Origin of the sequence: Thiocystis violacea (genome assembly GCF_016583565.1) — a bacterium.
Taxonomy (GTDB): Bacteria; Pseudomonadota; Gammaproteobacteria; order Chromatiales; family Chromatiaceae; genus Thiorhodococcus; species Thiorhodococcus violaceus_A.
The window spans coordinates 1-15,367 of sequence record NZ_NRRF01000089.1 but is presented as its reverse complement, the minus strand read 5'-3'; the positions used below and the strand labels follow the sequence as shown (position 1 = coordinate 15,367).

Annotated in this window: 16 protein-coding genes and 3 pseudogenes; 8 read left to right on the top strand and 11 right to left on the bottom strand. The window is 62.9% G+C overall.

Going from position 1 to position 15,367, the window contains the following annotated elements; translation table 11 throughout:
* Window positions 1-124: pseudogene (locus CKO23_RS26980) on the top strand (IS1595 family transposase); the annotation flags it as partial.
* A gap of 562 nt (window positions 125-686) precedes the next feature.
* Here CKO23_RS26980 and CKO23_RS25985 read toward each other — a convergent pair.
* Window positions 687-1,514 carry a restriction endonuclease gene (locus CKO23_RS25985; protein WP_242482637.1) on the bottom strand — a complete coding sequence of 276 codons (828 nt, stop codon included), beginning with the start codon at window positions 1,512-1,514 and terminating at the stop codon, window positions 687-689.
* A gap of 227 nt (window positions 1,515-1,741) precedes the next feature.
* Between CKO23_RS25985 and CKO23_RS21645 the strand changes: the two genes are divergently transcribed.
* Together CKO23_RS21645 and CKO23_RS21640 are read left to right on the top strand one after the other, a co-directional pair.
* The gene (locus CKO23_RS21645; RefSeq protein WP_200334950.1) at window positions 1,742-2,215 is read left to right on the top strand and encodes a hypothetical protein; all 474 of its coding nucleotides are present in this window, start codon (window positions 1,742-1,744) and stop codon (window positions 2,213-2,215) included.
* A 133-nt stretch (window positions 2,216-2,348) separates the two neighbouring features.
* A pseudogene (locus CKO23_RS21640) lies at window positions 2,349-3,023 on the top strand (Tn3 family transposase); the annotation flags it as partial.
* Between the two features lie 1,153 nt (window positions 3,024-4,176).
* Here CKO23_RS21640 and CKO23_RS21635 read toward each other — a convergent pair.
* Window positions 4,177-4,416, bottom strand: coding sequence for a helix-turn-helix domain-containing protein (locus CKO23_RS21635; RefSeq protein ID WP_200334948.1), 240 nt, complete (start codon window positions 4,414-4,416; stop codon window positions 4,177-4,179).
* A 414-nt stretch (window positions 4,417-4,830) separates the two neighbouring features.
* On the opposite strand from CKO23_RS21635, the gene CKO23_RS21630 reads away from it, so the two are divergent.
* A complete protein-coding gene (locus CKO23_RS21630; RefSeq protein WP_200334946.1) occupies window positions 4,831-5,319 on the top strand; it encodes a hypothetical protein in 489 nt (162 codons plus the stop codon).
* 261 nt (window positions 5,320-5,580) lie between these two features.
* Here CKO23_RS21630 and CKO23_RS21625 read toward each other — a convergent pair whose 3' ends face one another.
* On the bottom strand, window positions 5,581-6,663 hold the full coding sequence (locus tag CKO23_RS21625; RefSeq protein WP_200334944.1) for an alcohol dehydrogenase family protein: 1,083 nt from the start codon (window positions 6,661-6,663) through the stop codon (window positions 5,581-5,583).
* Entirely contained in the window at window positions 6,660-7,550 is an 891-nt protein-coding gene (locus tag CKO23_RS21620; protein ID WP_242482636.1) for an alpha/beta fold hydrolase, read from the bottom strand. The genes CKO23_RS21625 and CKO23_RS21620 overlap by 4 nt, the downstream gene beginning before the upstream one ends.
* 92 nt (window positions 7,551-7,642) lie before the next feature.
* Here CKO23_RS21620 and CKO23_RS21615 point away from each other — a divergent pair, with 92 nt between their 5' ends.
* The 3 genes from CKO23_RS21615 to CKO23_RS21605 all read left to right on the top strand — a co-directional run bounded on the left by CKO23_RS21615 (window position 7,643) and on the right by CKO23_RS21605 (window position 10,292).
* Complete coding sequence (locus CKO23_RS21615) at window positions 7,643-8,518, top strand: LysR family transcriptional regulator (protein WP_200334942.1); 876 nt, start codon at window positions 7,643-7,645, stop codon at window positions 8,516-8,518.
* Between the two features lie 14 nt (window positions 8,519-8,532).
* Complete coding sequence (locus CKO23_RS21610) at window positions 8,533-9,276, top strand: helix-turn-helix domain-containing protein (protein WP_200334940.1); 744 nt, start codon at window positions 8,533-8,535, stop codon at window positions 9,274-9,276.
* Window positions 9,277-9,356: 80 nt separating this feature from the next.
* Window positions 9,357-10,292 (top strand): DMT family transporter, encoded by a 936-nt coding sequence (locus tag CKO23_RS21605; protein WP_200334938.1) that lies wholly within the window; start codon window positions 9,357-9,359, stop codon window positions 10,290-10,292.
* Between the two features lie 250 nt (window positions 10,293-10,542).
* Here the strand turns inward: CKO23_RS21605 and CKO23_RS21600 are convergent, their stop codons facing one another.
* From CKO23_RS21600 to CKO23_RS26970, 4 genes and pseudogenes are all read right to left on the bottom strand, one after another.
* On the bottom strand, window positions 10,543-10,944 hold the full coding sequence (locus CKO23_RS21600) for a hypothetical protein (RefSeq protein WP_200334936.1): 402 nt from the start codon (window positions 10,942-10,944) through the stop codon (window positions 10,543-10,545).
* Window positions 10,941-11,480 carry a hypothetical protein gene (locus tag CKO23_RS21595; protein WP_200334934.1) on the bottom strand — a complete coding sequence of 180 codons (540 nt, stop codon included), beginning with the start codon at window positions 11,478-11,480 and terminating at the stop codon, window positions 10,941-10,943. The genes CKO23_RS21600 and CKO23_RS21595 overlap by 4 nt, the downstream gene beginning before the upstream one ends.
* A 191-nt stretch (window positions 11,481-11,671) precedes the next feature.
* Window positions 11,672-11,983, bottom strand: a complete 312-nt coding sequence (locus CKO23_RS26975) for a PDDEXK nuclease domain-containing protein (protein ID WP_440870590.1) — start codon at window positions 11,981-11,983, stop codon at window positions 11,672-11,674.
* Between the two features lie 78 nt (window positions 11,984-12,061).
* Window positions 12,062-12,370 (bottom strand): annotated as a pseudogene (locus tag CKO23_RS26970) (DUF1016 N-terminal domain-containing protein); the annotation flags it as partial.
* A 464-nt stretch (window positions 12,371-12,834) separates the two neighbouring features.
* Between CKO23_RS26970 and CKO23_RS21585 the strand changes: the two are divergent.
* Window positions 12,835-13,671, top strand: coding sequence for a class I SAM-dependent methyltransferase (locus tag CKO23_RS21585; RefSeq protein WP_200334932.1), 837 nt, complete (start codon window positions 12,835-12,837; stop codon window positions 13,669-13,671).
* A 40-nt stretch (window positions 13,672-13,711) separates the two neighbouring features.
* Here CKO23_RS21585 and CKO23_RS26795 read toward each other — a convergent pair whose 3' ends face one another.
* The 3 genes from CKO23_RS26795 to CKO23_RS25980 all read right to left on the bottom strand — a co-directional run bounded on the left by CKO23_RS26795 (window position 13,712) and on the right by CKO23_RS25980 (window position 15,212).
* Complete coding sequence (locus CKO23_RS26795; protein ID WP_200334930.1) at window positions 13,712-13,981, bottom strand: right-handed parallel beta-helix repeat-containing protein; 270 nt, start codon at window positions 13,979-13,981, stop codon at window positions 13,712-13,714.
* Window positions 13,971-14,951 carry a right-handed parallel beta-helix repeat-containing protein gene (locus tag CKO23_RS21575; protein WP_200334928.1) on the bottom strand — a complete coding sequence of 327 codons (981 nt, stop codon included), beginning with the start codon at window positions 14,949-14,951 and terminating at the stop codon, window positions 13,971-13,973. Before CKO23_RS21575 ends, CKO23_RS26795 begins: the two co-directional genes overlap by 11 nt.
* Before the next feature lie 153 nt (window positions 14,952-15,104).
* A complete protein-coding gene (locus CKO23_RS25980) occupies window positions 15,105-15,212 on the bottom strand; it encodes an ATP-binding protein (RefSeq protein ID WP_242482635.1) in 108 nt (35 codons plus the stop codon).
* Window positions 15,213-15,367 lie beyond the last annotated feature (155 nt).

The following is a 15,367-nucleotide window of genomic DNA, read 5'->3' as shown; positions in this document are numbered from 1 at the left end:
TGCCAGCTACCTGAACGAGTTCGTGTTCCGCTTCAACCGCCGGCGGTCCCGCAGCCGTGGGATGGTGTTCTACCGGGTACTCGAACTCGCGATTGCGAACGAGCCTGTGCGCTACAAGGAACTCGCACTGACCCAGCGACCCCGAACAGTACTCCCCACCCCGCCGAGGGCAAATGGCCACCCGCCAAGCCTCGACCTCCCTCCCGCAAACCGTCCGTGGAGGAACTCCGGTTAAGTGGAGAGCCCAGACCTCTTTTATGTCCCACTGATAGCACGGACGACGGAACGCCGCAAGAAACCCTTCCCTTTGAAGCAAGTCAACTTTGGTCGTGCAGATTATCTCGGTGCGCAGGACCAACTACTCTAAAGAGAAAACGCGCATTTCCCATCTCCTTCGAACCATTCCTTTCGACCAGATGATTGTGGTCTGGTGGCAATGAATCTGGTTTGAGTTGCAAGGAAAGTGATTTCAGGCCCCAGGATAGAATCAGATAATCTGGTCGAGAAATCGCGATGAGTGCGGTTCAAGCGCTGGATGATTGCAGTTCGCTACACTTAGAGGCGAGTCCAGTGACGAATCGCGACCCGTCGTCACCGGCAACAATGTGAAGCTCCAGAAACGGGGCTTGAGCGCGCCCTGAGCGTGCGTTTCATCTGTCGCAGATCCAGGGCAATCATGGTGGGGCCTATGCCGCGTCAGGCCGCGTGCCTCGACACTTCGGGAAGGTCGAACAGCCCCAGAACGACTTTCCGGCCTCGGCGCCGCGCTTGGCGGTGCGGCGCACCATCTGCGCACCGCAGCTCGGACAGGTTGGCGTCGTGTCTCCCGGCGAGCGCCCTGCCCTGTCAGTGATGGGCTTGGCCTGCTGAGGCCGTCGCTCGACTCCGAGAATCACGGCCTTGAGGGTCTTTCCGTCCCACAGCTCGATGTTGCGGCCAGCCGCGAACTGACGGGCTTCTTGGCTGAAGGAGCCCGAGGACACCACATAGCCGCCGATAGCACCGCGCGCGGCCATGACGCCGTAGAGCTCGCGCACGATCTCGACACCGACCGAGCGCGCCCGCCAGCGTTTACACTGCACCAGGTGAAGCTCATTGTTCTTGCGCAGCTCCAGATCCACACCGCCATCCGGACCCGGCCGCGTTTCGCGGACAGCGAAGCCACGCGCGCGGAAGGCCTCGCCGACGAGGTGCTCGAAGTCTTCCCAGGAGAGATTCGCCAAGTCGGCATGGCCCGAAACGGACTTGGCCTCGGCGAGCAGCCGCTTGTTCCGGCGCGCCTTCAAGGCTGAGAGCCCGGCCCCGAGTGTGAAGATGGCCGGCAGAACGTACTGCCCGATCATGGCGACCGATCGGAGCGCAGCCCCGAGCATCGGACCCGCTAGGTCATGGGGATCGGTCACTTGCGGCCGTGGTGCTTCCGCCAGTGGGTGAAGCAGCCCATAGCTCAGCACGGCGATCGACAGCGCAAGCCACCACGGCAGCATCGCTGCGACGTCGATCAGCTTCTCCATCTCACTCCTGCGACCTCGTCTTGCCATACGTCCTGTCTCTCCCTGTCCGTCAGGATTGGTGTCGGTTTCATACACAATGGCGGCGCGGGTCTGCACGGACCCAACGTGCCATGATCGACCATCGCATGGTTCCCCTGCTCGTTCTGTGACCGACCCGACAGGTCTTGCGCACGCTGCGTGCTAACTTCGGGCGTCCACGACGCCAATCGCCAAGTAAGACTGCCCCCATGGATCCGATCTCCGCACTGCTCGCAAGCTACTTGAACGCTGCGACCGAAGCCTTTGACCACATAGATCTCGCGCTCCGCACGGAGGCGATGGCGCATCAAGGGCTGACAGTGACCTTCGCCCATCAGCAGTGGCACATTCGCGAGGCCTCGGTCTGTGAGGGCGAGCGCGGGAATGTCGTGCGCTTGGCGCGCTGCACTGAGGCGGCCAAGGATCTCTTCGGGAAGCTGTGCCAGGAGCTGCAGGCGCATCCGCACAACCATCCCGACTACCGGCATCTGCGACAGATGTACTGCGCGGCCGCGGCGAGCTATCGACCAACGCAGGCACGTGTGGAATGGGCCGAGCCGGTGGATGCCGAGGCGCAAGCGCGTCAGGAATGCCGCCTTGCCCAGGCGGCGTTGCTCACCGAGAACACGCCCGAGACGCGACATCGGCGCAAGGCGGCCTGCGCGGGCATCGCGCGCCATTAGGTTCAGGCGGCGTCGCCGCCCTCCTGCAGTCAGGCTGACTTCAGGCCGGATCATCAAGACCGGGCGGCTCAGCGAGCTTCATTTGTCGCGAGATCAGACTCAAACCGGCGAGGCGTGACACAGCTACATGCCCTACCACCTACTTGGCTTTCGCTTCGCGCCGCGGATTCGCGACCTCGCCGACAAGCGCCTCTACATCCACGGCAACGCCAAAGCCTACCCGACACTCGCCAGCCTGATCGGCGGCACGGTCAACCTGAAGCACATCCGTGCCCACTGGGACGACATCCTGCGTCTGGCGGTCTCGATCAAACGCGGCACCGTCAGCGCTTCGCTCATGCTGCGCAAGCTCGGCAGCTATCCGCGCCAGAATGGATTGGCGGTCGCCCTGCGCGAGCTTGGGCGCATCGAGCGCACCTTGTTCGCCCTCGATTGGATGCAGAACGTCGAGCTGCGTCGTCGGGTGCAGATCGGGCTGAACAAGGGGGAAGCGAAGAATGCGCTGGCTTGTGCTGTCTTCCTGAACCGGCTTGGTGAGATCCGCGACCGGCGTTTCGACAACCAACGCTACCGTGCCAACGGTCTGAACTTAGTCGTGGCGGCGATCCTCTTGTGGAATACGGTCTACCTGGAGCGCACGATCCAGGCCTTACGCGAGGCAGGCAAGAACGTCGACGAGAGCCTACTGCCACATCTCTCCCCGCTGGGATGGGAGCACATCAACCTGACTGGCGACTACATCTGGCGACAGAACAGAGACGTTGAGCAAGGCAAGTTCCGATCATTGAGGAGCCTAACCGAGGCTTAGCGTACGATTTTTTCCGTTTCGTGAGCGGACCCCGACATCGACTCACCTGGATCTCCAGCGGTGTGCTCCCTGTCATCCCAACGCGCGGTGCGCCCTCGATGCGCTCACGCAAGCGGCGGATCTCGTTCAGGTCGAAGTGGCAAGGCCGAGGGGCATTTCTCAACCAGCGCTTCAGCCGTCCGCGATCGGCGTTGACGCGGATGAGGTCTTCGGCCTTTTCGAGGTCGACCACGCGCCTGCCAGCCTGGTGAGCCATTGTCAGGATGGCCTGCTCCGCTTTTGTGATAACCGGGATCCGGAAAGGGTTCTTTCTGACAGGTCCCACGGGCGGTTCTCCTTCCTGATAGCGCCGGCGGTCGCCGGCTGGCCTCGCAGAGCAAGATGACCGTTGAGCGCTGTGCGCGAATAAGGGTTGTGAAGTTAGCTGGCCGACTCCGTCGGTTAGCTAACTTCACACATCTTGCCCCGCAGTGTGCCGCGATTATCGCGCACAGCATATCAACACGCATCGAGATTCTTGCGATACAAACAAACGAAAATGGCATGCAACCGCGCGCAGTGACGATCAGCGCGCAAAATCACGCAACATCTCGGGTTGTATCGTGTTAATCGCGCATGTGATGACGATTGGTTGTCGATAATCGCGCAAAATATCATTTCGCCAGCGCGACCGTCCCGCAGCCAGCAGGCAACACATGGGGTGGGAAGGAGGGTTCATGGACGCCGCTGACACCCCCGCTGCAGGCGCATTGGCGGTGGTCAGCAGGCCGTGGAGGGACAACAGATGGATCGGTGCCGCCCGATCTCGGGGGCGTTGTTCCGGGGTCGCCGCGTCATCACGCCGGATGGTCTCAGGCCAAGCGGCTGACCAGCCCCCAGCATCGGGCGCTGAGCGGCGCTAGACGCGCGCAGACGGGTTTCAGCGCTGACCCCCACCGATTGGGTCATGCGATTGTGCACGCAGGCTGAGCGGCCGCTGTGCGCTGCCCACGGGTGTCTCCAAGAGACTGGGCCAGGCGAACTGGGTGCGCGCGTAAGCGGCGCATCTCCCAGCCAAGGAGACCGCCCTCCCCTCACCGATAGGCGTCAGACCGAGAGACCGCTCGTCATGCACTCCGGCAAGACCCTGGATGAGCCCCGCCGAGGCGGCGCGTCAGGACGACGGTTGCATCAGCGCATTGGGTTCACAGGCGAGCGTTCGGATCAAACACAGCAGGTTCAACAGGGCAATGTTGCGCTGACCGCGCTCGACACCCCCCAGATAGCTGCGTGATAGTCCGCTCTCCAAGGCTAAGCGTTCCTGTGACCAGCCCCGCTCCCGGCGCAGCGCGGCAAGGCGCTGGCCGAACTGGCGGAGGTCTTCGCGCTCGGCGCTGGTCAGCCCTGTCTGCATCCGAGTATGCTCGCAACCCGACTCCTTTAAGGCCACGCTCTATGAGTGACAATTGGCCGCTGGATGCCTATCGTGAGGGCCTTTCATCACAGGACTCACACGATGACAGACTCACCCTTGGCCCATCTGGATGCCGCGACCCAGCGGACCCTGATCGACCGCTATTACGCGGGCGAGAAGGTCGCCGTGCTCCTCAAAACATTCGGCGTGGCGTGTGGCGCAAAGCGCCTGGTTGACCATTTCCCGCCGGAGATTACCAATCAACCCTGCCCCGTCTGTGGTGCACCACTCTTGCGTCCACGCGATGTGCGGCAGGTCCGAAGGGGGCGGCCTGCGAACCGTCCGTTGCGCTGCGGGCGCTGTCCACACGTGGAGGTCCCGACATGCGACTGTCCGGCGTGTCGCCAGGCACGGATGGAAACCGAGGGCACGCGTGCGGCGCACGGTGCAATTGCGCTGTTGTGTCAGAACTACCGAGACAACGCCGTCAGTGACCTTCAGCCCGACGCCCTGACAGCGGATGCGGCGCTCGCGCTCTTGACCCTGGTGCGGTGTGGTGGCTGGCGAGACGCCAGCACGCTGGGATCGCTGCATGCGGCGCCGATCCCTTTTGGTGCCTTGGGAGGCCGATACCTGACTGATCCGCTGCTCACCGCGCTGGTCGACCAGTCCCTGGCGGCCCCCTCCCCGACGTCACCACGTGAAGCCTTTGAGCAAGATCCTCAGGGTGAGTGGATCTGGAAGATGGAGCAGGTGGAGTGGACCCTCTTGTTGTCCGACGCCCGTGGTTGGGGTAGACCCAACAGTCGTGTCACCAGCCGCCACTTCCACGTAGACCCCGCGCTTACGCCCAGCCGACTGCCGCTAACCTCTTTGGATCGGAGCGGTCAGTCATCCTACTGACGCGACCGTCTCTTCGACGCGGGTAGCGGTCAGTCCGAACACGCGCGGTGGCGGCCGGATTCCGTGGTGGATCTGTCGTCGAGACCATTGCTGTGACCGAGTGCGTTCTCGCCATTGCAGACGCAAAATGCTCCGAGTGCCTGTGCAAGTTGGCCTGCGCTCCGGTCCATGTGTCGTGCAATCGTTGAAGCATAGCAATCCACCATTTGGAGCTGGCTCGAACTCCAGACAAAGGACCACCCAGGTCGTTTCGATCTCCGTTCAACGCGCGACGCGCAGCACGATCTTGCCCACATGCCGTTTCTCGAGGAAGACACGCTGCGCCTCGTGGATCTGCTTCAGATCGAAGGTCTGGGCAATGCACGGACGCAGCTCGCCACGCTCGATGTAGCCGGCAAGATCTTCAAAGACGTTATCCGGCTGGCGGGTGGAGCCGTAGAGGGTCAGGTCGTGCAGATAGAGCGTGCGTACGTCCAGCTCGACGATCGGCCCGGCGATGGCGCCCGCCACCACATAGCGACCGCCTGGCTTGAGGGCATTGATCAGCGCCGGCCAGCAAGGACCGGCGACGACGTCCACCACGGCATCGAAAGCCTCCTTGGACAAGGGATCATCCCGGTCGAGGGTCGCGTTGGCCCCTGCCGCGCGCAAGGCCTGCGCCTTGTCGGCGTTGGTCATAGCGGTCACCTCCGCACCGCGGCGCTTGGCGAGCTGCACGGCGGCCAGCCCGACACCGCCCGAGGCGCCGGTGATCAGCACCCGCTCGGCGCCGAGGGCGACCTTCTGCAGCATGGCCTCCGCCGTCGAGTAGGCGCAGGGGATCGACGCCAGCTCCAGGTCGGTCCAGTCCGAGCGAATCGGCAAGGCATGGCCGGCCTTGATCTTGGCGTACTCGGCAAAGGCGCCGTCGCACTCCGAGCCCAGGGTCCAGGTCGTCAGGCTGCCGTCGCTGGTCCGGATCGATTGTATCGCGCGCACCAGCACCCGCTCACCGATCCGCGCCGACGGCACCTGGTCGCCAACGGCGACGATCGTGCCGCAGCAGTCGGCACCCTGGATCAGCGGGAAGACGATGGGCTGGCCCGACCAGGCGCCGTCGGCGGCGGCGGAGGCGCTCGCGCCGCCCGCGACCGCCGATGCCGTATCCCCACGCACCGACTTCGAGTACCAGGCCGTGCGCGTATTGATGTCCGTGTTGTTGACCGACGAGGCCGCGACGCGGATCAGGACCTCCCCCGGACCCGGTCTCGGCACGGGCAAATCGTCGCGCCATTCGAGCTTGTCCAAGCCGCCGTGACCGGTGAGGACGACGCCGGACATGGTCTCTGGAATGCGTGTGCTCATTGCAGCTTTTCTCCTCGTGTGAACTCAGCGCCGCGCTCAGTGAGGAAGCGCCCGATCAGCCGGCTGATCGCATCCGGTTGATCCTCCATCGCGAAATGACCGCACTCCGGGATGAGATGCAGGACCGAGCCCGGAATCGCCGCATGGAGCTTGTGCGCCCAGTCGACCTGCTGCCAGGCGTCGTTCTCGCCCCAGAGGATCTGCACCGGGATGGTCGCAAGCTCGGCGAGGCGCGGGGCCACCTCCAAGGTGTGCTTGGGGTCATAGTGCGCGATCTGATGCTGGAACAGACTGGCCTGGCCGATGGGTCCCGAGATGAGACCCAGGTAGGTTTCGAGCGTCTCGGATGCGAAGCGCTCTTGATGGTAGACGGCGCCCAGCAGCCAGTCGCGGAAGTGTGCTCGGTGCTCGGCGTCGGGCATCCGGGTCAGCGTGTCGAGCCCAGCCGCCATCTGCTCGCGCGTCCGGGGCGAGGGGTAGCTGTCGAAGCTCACGGTATCGATCAAGGTCAGGCTGCGCAGACGCTCCGGGAAGAAGACGGCGAACCGCTGCGCGATCCCACCACCGAAGTCGTGCGCCACCAGATGAACCGAGTCGAGCCCCCAATGGGCCAGCATCCCCTCGAGGATGGGGACCTGGCCTGAGATCGAGGTGTCGACCGCCGGATCCCAAGGGCGCTCCGAGTGTCCGTAGCCGAGCAGATCGAAGACATGCACCTGATAGCCCGCCTCGACCAGTCGTGGCATGACATTCCGCCAGATGAGCGAGGCTGAAGGAGTGCCGTGCAAGAGCACGACGGGCTCGCCGGCGCCATGGACGCCATAGGCGATGCGCATGCCCTGGACGATGACGTGATCGGTGACGATGTGCGGCATGGGAAACCTCATAGTGACGTTTCCTGGCATGATGTCGCTCGTCGAACTATGATTCAAAAGACTTGTTTCGATCAAACCATCGATTTTCGTCATATCTGCTCAAGATGAAGCCACGACTCGAGATCGGCTCCCTGCAGGCACTCTGCGCCGTCGAGGACACGGGCGGCGTGACCCGCGCGGCGGAGCAGCTGGCTCTGTCGCAGTCGGCCGTCTCGCACAAGATCAAACGGCTGGAGGCCGAGCTTGGCTGCGCACTGCTGGCCCGTCGTGCCGGAGCGCCGCTGCTCACCGCGGAGGGCGAGCGACTCTTGCGCTATGCCCGCCGCATTCTCTCCCTGCATGACGAGGCGGTGCTGAGCCTCGGCCAGCAGCCGCTGACGGGCCAGATCCGGCTCGGCATGACCGAAGACACCACCGGTGGCGGTCTATCGCGCATCCTCGGCCGATTCACCCGACGGCATCCGGAGGTCGCCGTCCAGACCCAGGTCGGCCAGAGTCGCTTGATCGAGGAGCGACTCGAGCGCGGCGAGCTGGATGCCGGGATTCTGCAGCTCTTCACCCACCGCGCGCGCCCGTCCGATCGCGTCTTGTTCACGGATAGCCTGCACTGGGTCAAGTCGCCGGATCTGCCGCTCGACCTCACGCGTCCGGTGCCCTTTCTGTCCTTCGACGACAACTGCTTCTACCGGCAATGGGCCACCGAGGCGGGTCAATCGCAGCCGCCGGGACTCGTGACCGTGCTGACCTGTCCCAGCATCGCGGGGATTATCTCCGCGGTTCATGCGGGCCTTGGGGTGAGTCTCCTGAATGCTCGGCAGATCACCCCGGACATGGAAGTCTTGTCTGAGCCCTTCGTGCTGCCGCCAACGGTTGCCCAGGTCGTGCGCATCGCCCACCAGGCCCGTTCTCGCGCGGTCTCCACCCTGGTGAATGAGATCGCGAGCGAGCTCGGGGCGCACGGGCAGGCCCAAGCGGCCTGAGATTCGGTGGTGCAATGAAGGCCGAACTGGAGATCCGTGCATACGATGGCGCCGGCACGCTGCACAGCCATGATGCGGTGCAGCTCGTGCTGCCGATCGAAGGTGTGCTCGAGATCGAGGTTGAGGGACGCGGTGCGCAGCTCTCCACCGGCCTCGCCGCCTTCATTCCGCCCGAGGTGCGGCATACCCAAGCCGGACTCGCGACGAACCGCTCGCTGGTGCTCGACGTCCCCGCACGGGGCTTCCCCGACACCGTGCTGGATCGACTCGCGCGCATGCACTTCTTCCCACCCCCCAGACCGCTCCAGTCGCTGATCGATTATGCCGCCCTGCGCTGTCGCCACCGCGACCTCGGGCCCGAGGAGGGAGCGGCGCTGGCGACGCTGGTCGTGGGTGCACTCGTCGCCGAGCCCGCGCGGAGCTCAATCCGGGCCGCGCTCGCCGCTGAGATTCGACGCCGGCCCGCAACCGACTGGTCGGTCGCTCGCCTCGCGCGGGTCGTCCACCTCAGCCGCTCCGCGCCCTATCGCGCATTAGCCGCCGAGGGCGAGGAGACCCCGGCGCGCTTCGTCACCCGGGTTCGGCTGAGCGTGGCCATGGCGGCACTCACCGAAGGCCGTCGCACCCTTGCCGAAATCGCGCTGTCGAGCGGCTTTGCCGATCAGGCGGCGCTGACCCGCGCCATGCGGCGTGAAACGGGGCGAACCCCAGGTGCCTGGCGTCGGGCTGGCAGACCGCTTGGAACGCTGGATCAATAAACTGAAACGAAGGCGCAATACCTGCGTTTCGCCGGCGGCTATCGTCAGCGCATGTGCTTTCAATACGCGCGTTTTCGTTGATGTCTCCGCGATGGCTGGGAATGGCCGCCGTGCTGGCCGCTGCCGTGCTGTGGGGAACGACAGGAACCCTGCAGAGCCAATTGCCGGCGGACCGCGCCCCCATGGCCGTGGGTGCCTTGCGCCTATTGCTCGGGGCCGCCTTGCTGCTGTTGCTCGCCTTGGCGCGGCGCGCGAGTCGCAATGCCTTCTGGCGCCTCCCCTGGTGGCGAATTCTCGCGGCCGGACTTGCCATCGGCACCTACAATCTCTGCTTCTTCTTGGCCGTGACCAAGGCCGGCGTGGGCATCGGCACAGCCGTCGCGATCGGGAGTGCCCTGGTCTGGGCGACAGTCTATGAGAGCCTCGCCGATCGACGCTGGCCGCCGCGCGTGCGTCTGGCTGGCCAGGCGCTGTCCGTCCTCGGCGTCGGCTTACTGGGACTCGCCGGCCATGGTGCCGATGACTCACTCATCGGGATCGGCTTGGCACTGGTCTCCGGCGCGTCCTACGCGGCCTATTCGTTCGTGACGCGCAGCATCGGTCACCGGGCGCCTCCGATCACAACCGCTGCGGCGACCTTCTCCGTGGCGGCATTGATGACCTTGCCGGTCTTGTTATTGGGGCCACTCGACTGGCTGAGCGGCGCCTCGACCTGGATGACACTCGCCGCCCTCGGAATCGGTGCGACTGGCTTGGCCTATGTGCTCTATACCTGGGGACTCGCCCGAATGGCCGCCTCCACTGCGGTCACCTTGGCGCTCGCCGAGCCTGTGACGGCCTGGCTGCTGGCGATCCTCGTGGTCGATGAAGCGGTCGATGCGTGCAGCCTCACGGGTGTGGCGCTGATCCTGGCCGGGCTGGCGTCCGTCGCGATCATTCCGGACAGCCCCCGTCGTAGCGTGTCTAGCCAAACGCCAGCAGCGAGGGAGCCGGCTGCAGCGGTCTCCAATTCGTAGCCTCGATATTGCTAGCGCCCCTGAGATCTGGAAGCAACGGCAGGGATGATTGACTCAACCACTCCAAGTCAGTCGAACGGTCAGGATGAATCGAGACCGGCTAGCGCCGCAATGCGACCGGGTGAAGGCCGACGAAGCGCGATCAAACGAGAGTCACTGCAACATGAGTGACTGCAATGCAGCATTCACGAGTCACCGCTGTTGACTTTGGGACTGACCGCTGATGGGACGGAGCCGCCGACTCAGCCAGTTATCCTCGATTCTGCGGTAAGACGATCGTATTCTCGCTGGACACAATCGCCGCTAGGCGATCATTCTCAGCCGTCAGCGCGGCGATCACAGATGCGGACTTCGCGAGCTTCGCGTAAAGCTCAGCGATCTCAGCCCGCAGTTCCCGGTTTATGTCCTTCTGACGCTTGAGCTCGTTGACCTTCGCGTCACGTTGCGCGCGGTACGCTTTGTTCTTTGCGATGTTGATCTGATCAGCGACGTCAGGATAGCGGTTGTGGATCAGCGCAGAGCTCACACCGGCCTCCCGCGCCACCGCAGCGATCGAGAGCTTGCCATCCTTGACGATCCGGCCGCGGCCCCTCTCCAGGCGATACAGCGCCTGCAGCAGGGATTCACGAGTGTGTTCAGCTCGCGTGCTCACGTGGAGCTCTCGAAGATCCCGGCCGTGGTCTGAACGGCTTCAAGCGCCCCTAGATCCTGCAGCACCTGCTCGCACCGGGCGATATCGCGGTCGACCCGCAGCTTGGCCGCCGGCCCGAGGTCCTCGATATCCCTCAACTCCAGCTGTTGAGCATAGATCCCCGCCCAGCGTTGCAGATTCCGGCTATCGATGACGGCGTTCTGGCAGTCGCCGCAACGGGTATTTTCGACCACGCTACGACCGGCGCACCCCCCATCGTCGGCGGTGCACCAGGCACTACCGGTCGCACGGATATGGACCAAGTCTGAAATGTGCGAGGCCATCTCTCTCCGGCTTTCATAGGTCCGCAAAGGCTCATGACTTGCACGGAAGGCACGGATCGGCTCGGCGCCGCCTCCGGACAACAAAGTCTCGTCGTCGAGCCAATGCGTCACGATCTCCAGCTTCTCGTACTCCTCTGGCGAGAGGATCTGAAGCCGATCGCCACTCTGAGGGAGGGAGTCACCATCAAGATCGTCCAGAGACAACTCGGACATGTCCGTGGCGGCCGGATCGGAAAACCCCAATCATACTCGGCCTACACGCCCGGTCAGCGATGTATTAAGTTGTTCGACATAGCGCAGGCTACTGATTTAAATAATCTCAGGTCGCTTGGCAGCCCACCGGCTTACGTCCGCTTCCCGTTCGAGAGCTAGTGCAGATTTTTGACGGTTTGGGCCAAAAACCCCTACTTGTCGAGCCAACGCAGGTACAGCTCCATCTGGTCGGTATGGGCGGGCCGGAAGGATTCCAGCTTGAGCTCCACCGCGATCAGGCGCCGCAGGTAGCGGTGGTAGAAGAGCAGGTCGAGGTAGAAATCGTCTTGACCGACCGTCATGCGTTTTTGCCGGGCGACGAAACAGAACCCGCTGCCCAACTCGAGCAAGACGCCCTCCATTTCGCGCAGGATGGCGGCCTCCAGGTCTTTTTCGCTGTAGGCCTCGGTCAGGCCGAGGAAGTCGAGAAGATACGGATCGCGAAAGACCAGATCGGGGGTCATGCGACCCTCACGGAGGTGGTCGAGCTCGCGACGGATGGAGTCTTCGCCGTGCTTGGACAAGGCGGTGCGCTCGAACAACATGCCGTCGATCTTCTGGCGCAGGGCGCGCACGCTCCAGCGTTCGATCCGGCACATTTCGGCGTAGAACTCGCGGGCGAGCGGGTCTTTCAGCGGCAACAGGGCCAGGAAGTGGGTCCAGGTCAATTCTCGTATCAGCGCTACGACAATCGCCTCGTCGGGAAATACCTCGGCGAACTGCACCATGCGGCGCAGGTTCTTTTCGCCAAAGCCCCGACCGTATTCGGACTCCAACTGGCGTGACAGGGACGCAACGATCTGTCCGCCATAGGCGGCACGCTCGCCACCCAGGATCTCGGCGCCGATGCGCCGCCCAACTCGGCACCCCGGTTGAAAACTCCCCTCCTATTGTTACCTGCTCTTTGGTGTTCTTGAGCGGGTCGCCTCGAGGCGAAACGAACATGTGTGGTGAGGCGTCCTGGCTCACTCAGTCCTTGCGCCGCGAGGCCTGCGGGATCACCACGGCGCTCGTTACCGAGCGCACCTCAATGCCGTGGTGGCCCTCCTGCGGTGAAAACAGCAGTCCCTCGGGGGCCGGATCACCTTGGTGGTTGTTACCTCCCATCAAACCCCGATCGCCACTACGATTCCAGGGTTTGTAACAATCAGGGAGGGAATATTCCGGGTCACTGTCGAAGATATCGACATCAGGTTGTCCCTACGAGCATAGTTTGATTTTCTATTGGAACCGCAGAGCAACATGCAACCACTCAAAGCCGCGATAGTCGCGGAAGACGCGAGGGCATGCGAAAAGTCGCAGCCATGCTGGCATTATGAGTTTTCCGCAATCGATCCGACGTAAGCAGGCCGCTACCGAAATGCCGAGCATCAGAACCTGGACACTTTATCGCCGCGTTGCTCAGACGTGGCGTAACCGCAAGACATTGTTTCGTAATCCGATTCTTGAGACTAAAGGATACTGCACGACCTGCGACAGGGAAAGTCGGTTTGTCGCGCACGAAACGTGGCTGAGGGACCATTTTCTTTGTCAGTGCTGCGGCAGCATCCCTCGCGAGCGCGCACTGATGGCAACCATCGCTGACTTCTACCCGCAGTGGCGCGACCTGGTCATCCACGAATCATCACCGGGGAATCGTGGTGCGAGTGTGCGGTTGGAGAGAGAATGTCGGACCTACACTGCCTCGCATTATTTCCCAAACGAAGCGCTCGGCAGCCAGGTCGGTCGATACCGTTGCGAGGATCTGGAGCGGCTCACCTTCGCCGACGAGAGCATTGATCTGCACGTCTCTCAGGACGTGATCGAGCATGTGTTCGATCCTTCGGCGGTGTTTCGCGAGATCGCGCGTACCCTGCGTCCGGGCGGAGCCCACATCTTCACGGTCCCGCTGACGAAACAGGCGGAACCGTCGCGAGTACGCGCCCAGCGCAGCGCTAACGGCTCGATCGAGCACTTGGAGTCACCGATCTATCACGGCAACCCCATCGACGCCGAAGGGTCACTCGTGACCGTTGACTGGGGGTACGACCTCTGTCGGCATATCTTCGACGCTTGCGGACTCTACACCTACCTGGTCAAGACGGACGATCTGAGTCGTGGCATCCGCGCCGAGTATATTGAGGTGCTGGTGACGGTAAAACCAGGTGAGTAGGGGCTCGCCCGTGGGCGCAGGCGAGCCGTCGGACTATGGATTATTGGCAAGGAGGGGCTTGGTATCCCGTTGGAGCCAGGGAGCACCCGAGTGTGTTGTTGTACAGCGAATTGTCACTAAAGCCGACGTACGGCATTGAGGTGCCAACATTCAGGTAGAAGCCCGCGCCCGTATTGTCGTGAATGCGGTTCGTTGAAACCGTCACATTGTTGACCGTAACGCCGCCGTAGGGATCACCAAACTCGATTCCCGAGATCCCGCCCGCGCAATTGTCGCAACGGCCTCCCCAGATGTTGTTGTTATAGAGCACCAGACCCTCGCCGCGCGCGAGATAGATTTGGCCTCCTGGGCACACCCGCGCCCGTATTGTCGTGAATGCGGTTCGTTGAAACCGTCACATTGTTGACCGTAACGCCGCCGTAGGGATCACCAAACTCGATTCCCGAGATCCCGCCCGCGCAATTGTCGCAACGGCCTCCCCAGATGTTGTTGTTATAGAGCACCAGACCCTCGCCGCGCGCGAGATAGATTTGGCCTCCTGGGCACACTTTGCCCTCACATGTCCACAGCCCGTGGAGATGGTTTTGGTAGATCTGATTGCCCGAGATCCAACTCGCGTCCCATGCGCTGTTGCGGACCCCTTCGATCGCAATGGCGTTGGTGCGGGCCCAGCGGAAAGTCGAGTTCTCGATGGTGAGATGATCTGACGGTGCGTAGGAGTTGTGGCCGACGTACAGCCCAATGATCCCAGCCGACGTGATCTCGCCATTGCGGAAGGTGAAGCGATCCGATCCCCAAACGTACACGACATAGGCTTTACCGTTGAAGATCCGCACATTGTCGAGGGTGACGTTGTGGCGGCCGTTGACCATGACCGTAGACGGGCATCCGTCTCCGGGACTACATGGTGGATCGTTCACATCTTCGTCGATCACGAGGTCCCGAATCGTCGTTGACGTCCCGGCTCGAATCAGCGAGCAGTTGCGCTGCCCCGCGCTTCTCTTGAGAACCCGATAGGTTCCGTCGCCACGCACCGTCTTACCGGTAGTGCTCACGAGATCGATCAGAGGAGAGTTGCCGGAGCCGCAGCAGTCGACGTCGGTCGTGCAGGTAACATCCTGGGTCAGCACGATTCCAGAGTAGTTGGCGATATTCGCCACACAGTTGCGCAGCGTGGTGAGTGAGCTTGCGCTGCATTCGGCTGCGGCAGCAACCGGCTGGTAAAGCGCTAAGACAAAGCAGATAGGCAGCAAGCATGCAGCCCGTAGCGCGTGGGTCATGGAAGAAACTCCTGTTGGCACGACAATCTCGGTTGGCTTTGAGTGCGGCGTGCGTATTCCAGTGAAACCGGACACTCAGTCCGAAGGAAAGCGGACACCCGATCCGGCGAAGCCGGACACGGATCCTTGGATCACGCGGCGGGGACGTTCTTGTTACTGTGTGACGGCCTCCGCTGTCAATGTTGAGGTGCGCTTGCGCATGGATTCGCCGCGCAGCGTGAGCGTGTAGGCGGCGTGCAAGAGGTGATCGAGAAACGCCATGGTTAGTCCTCTCTGGGGTCTCCACTTAACCGGAGTAAACTCCAAGGGTGACTTACCCTCATGCTGGCGTTGATTATCCGCGGACTGCGGGCGAGTTCCAGTCCTGGTTTCGCACCGATGCGGACTGCCTCGACTACCTGGAGTGGCTCCGGTGG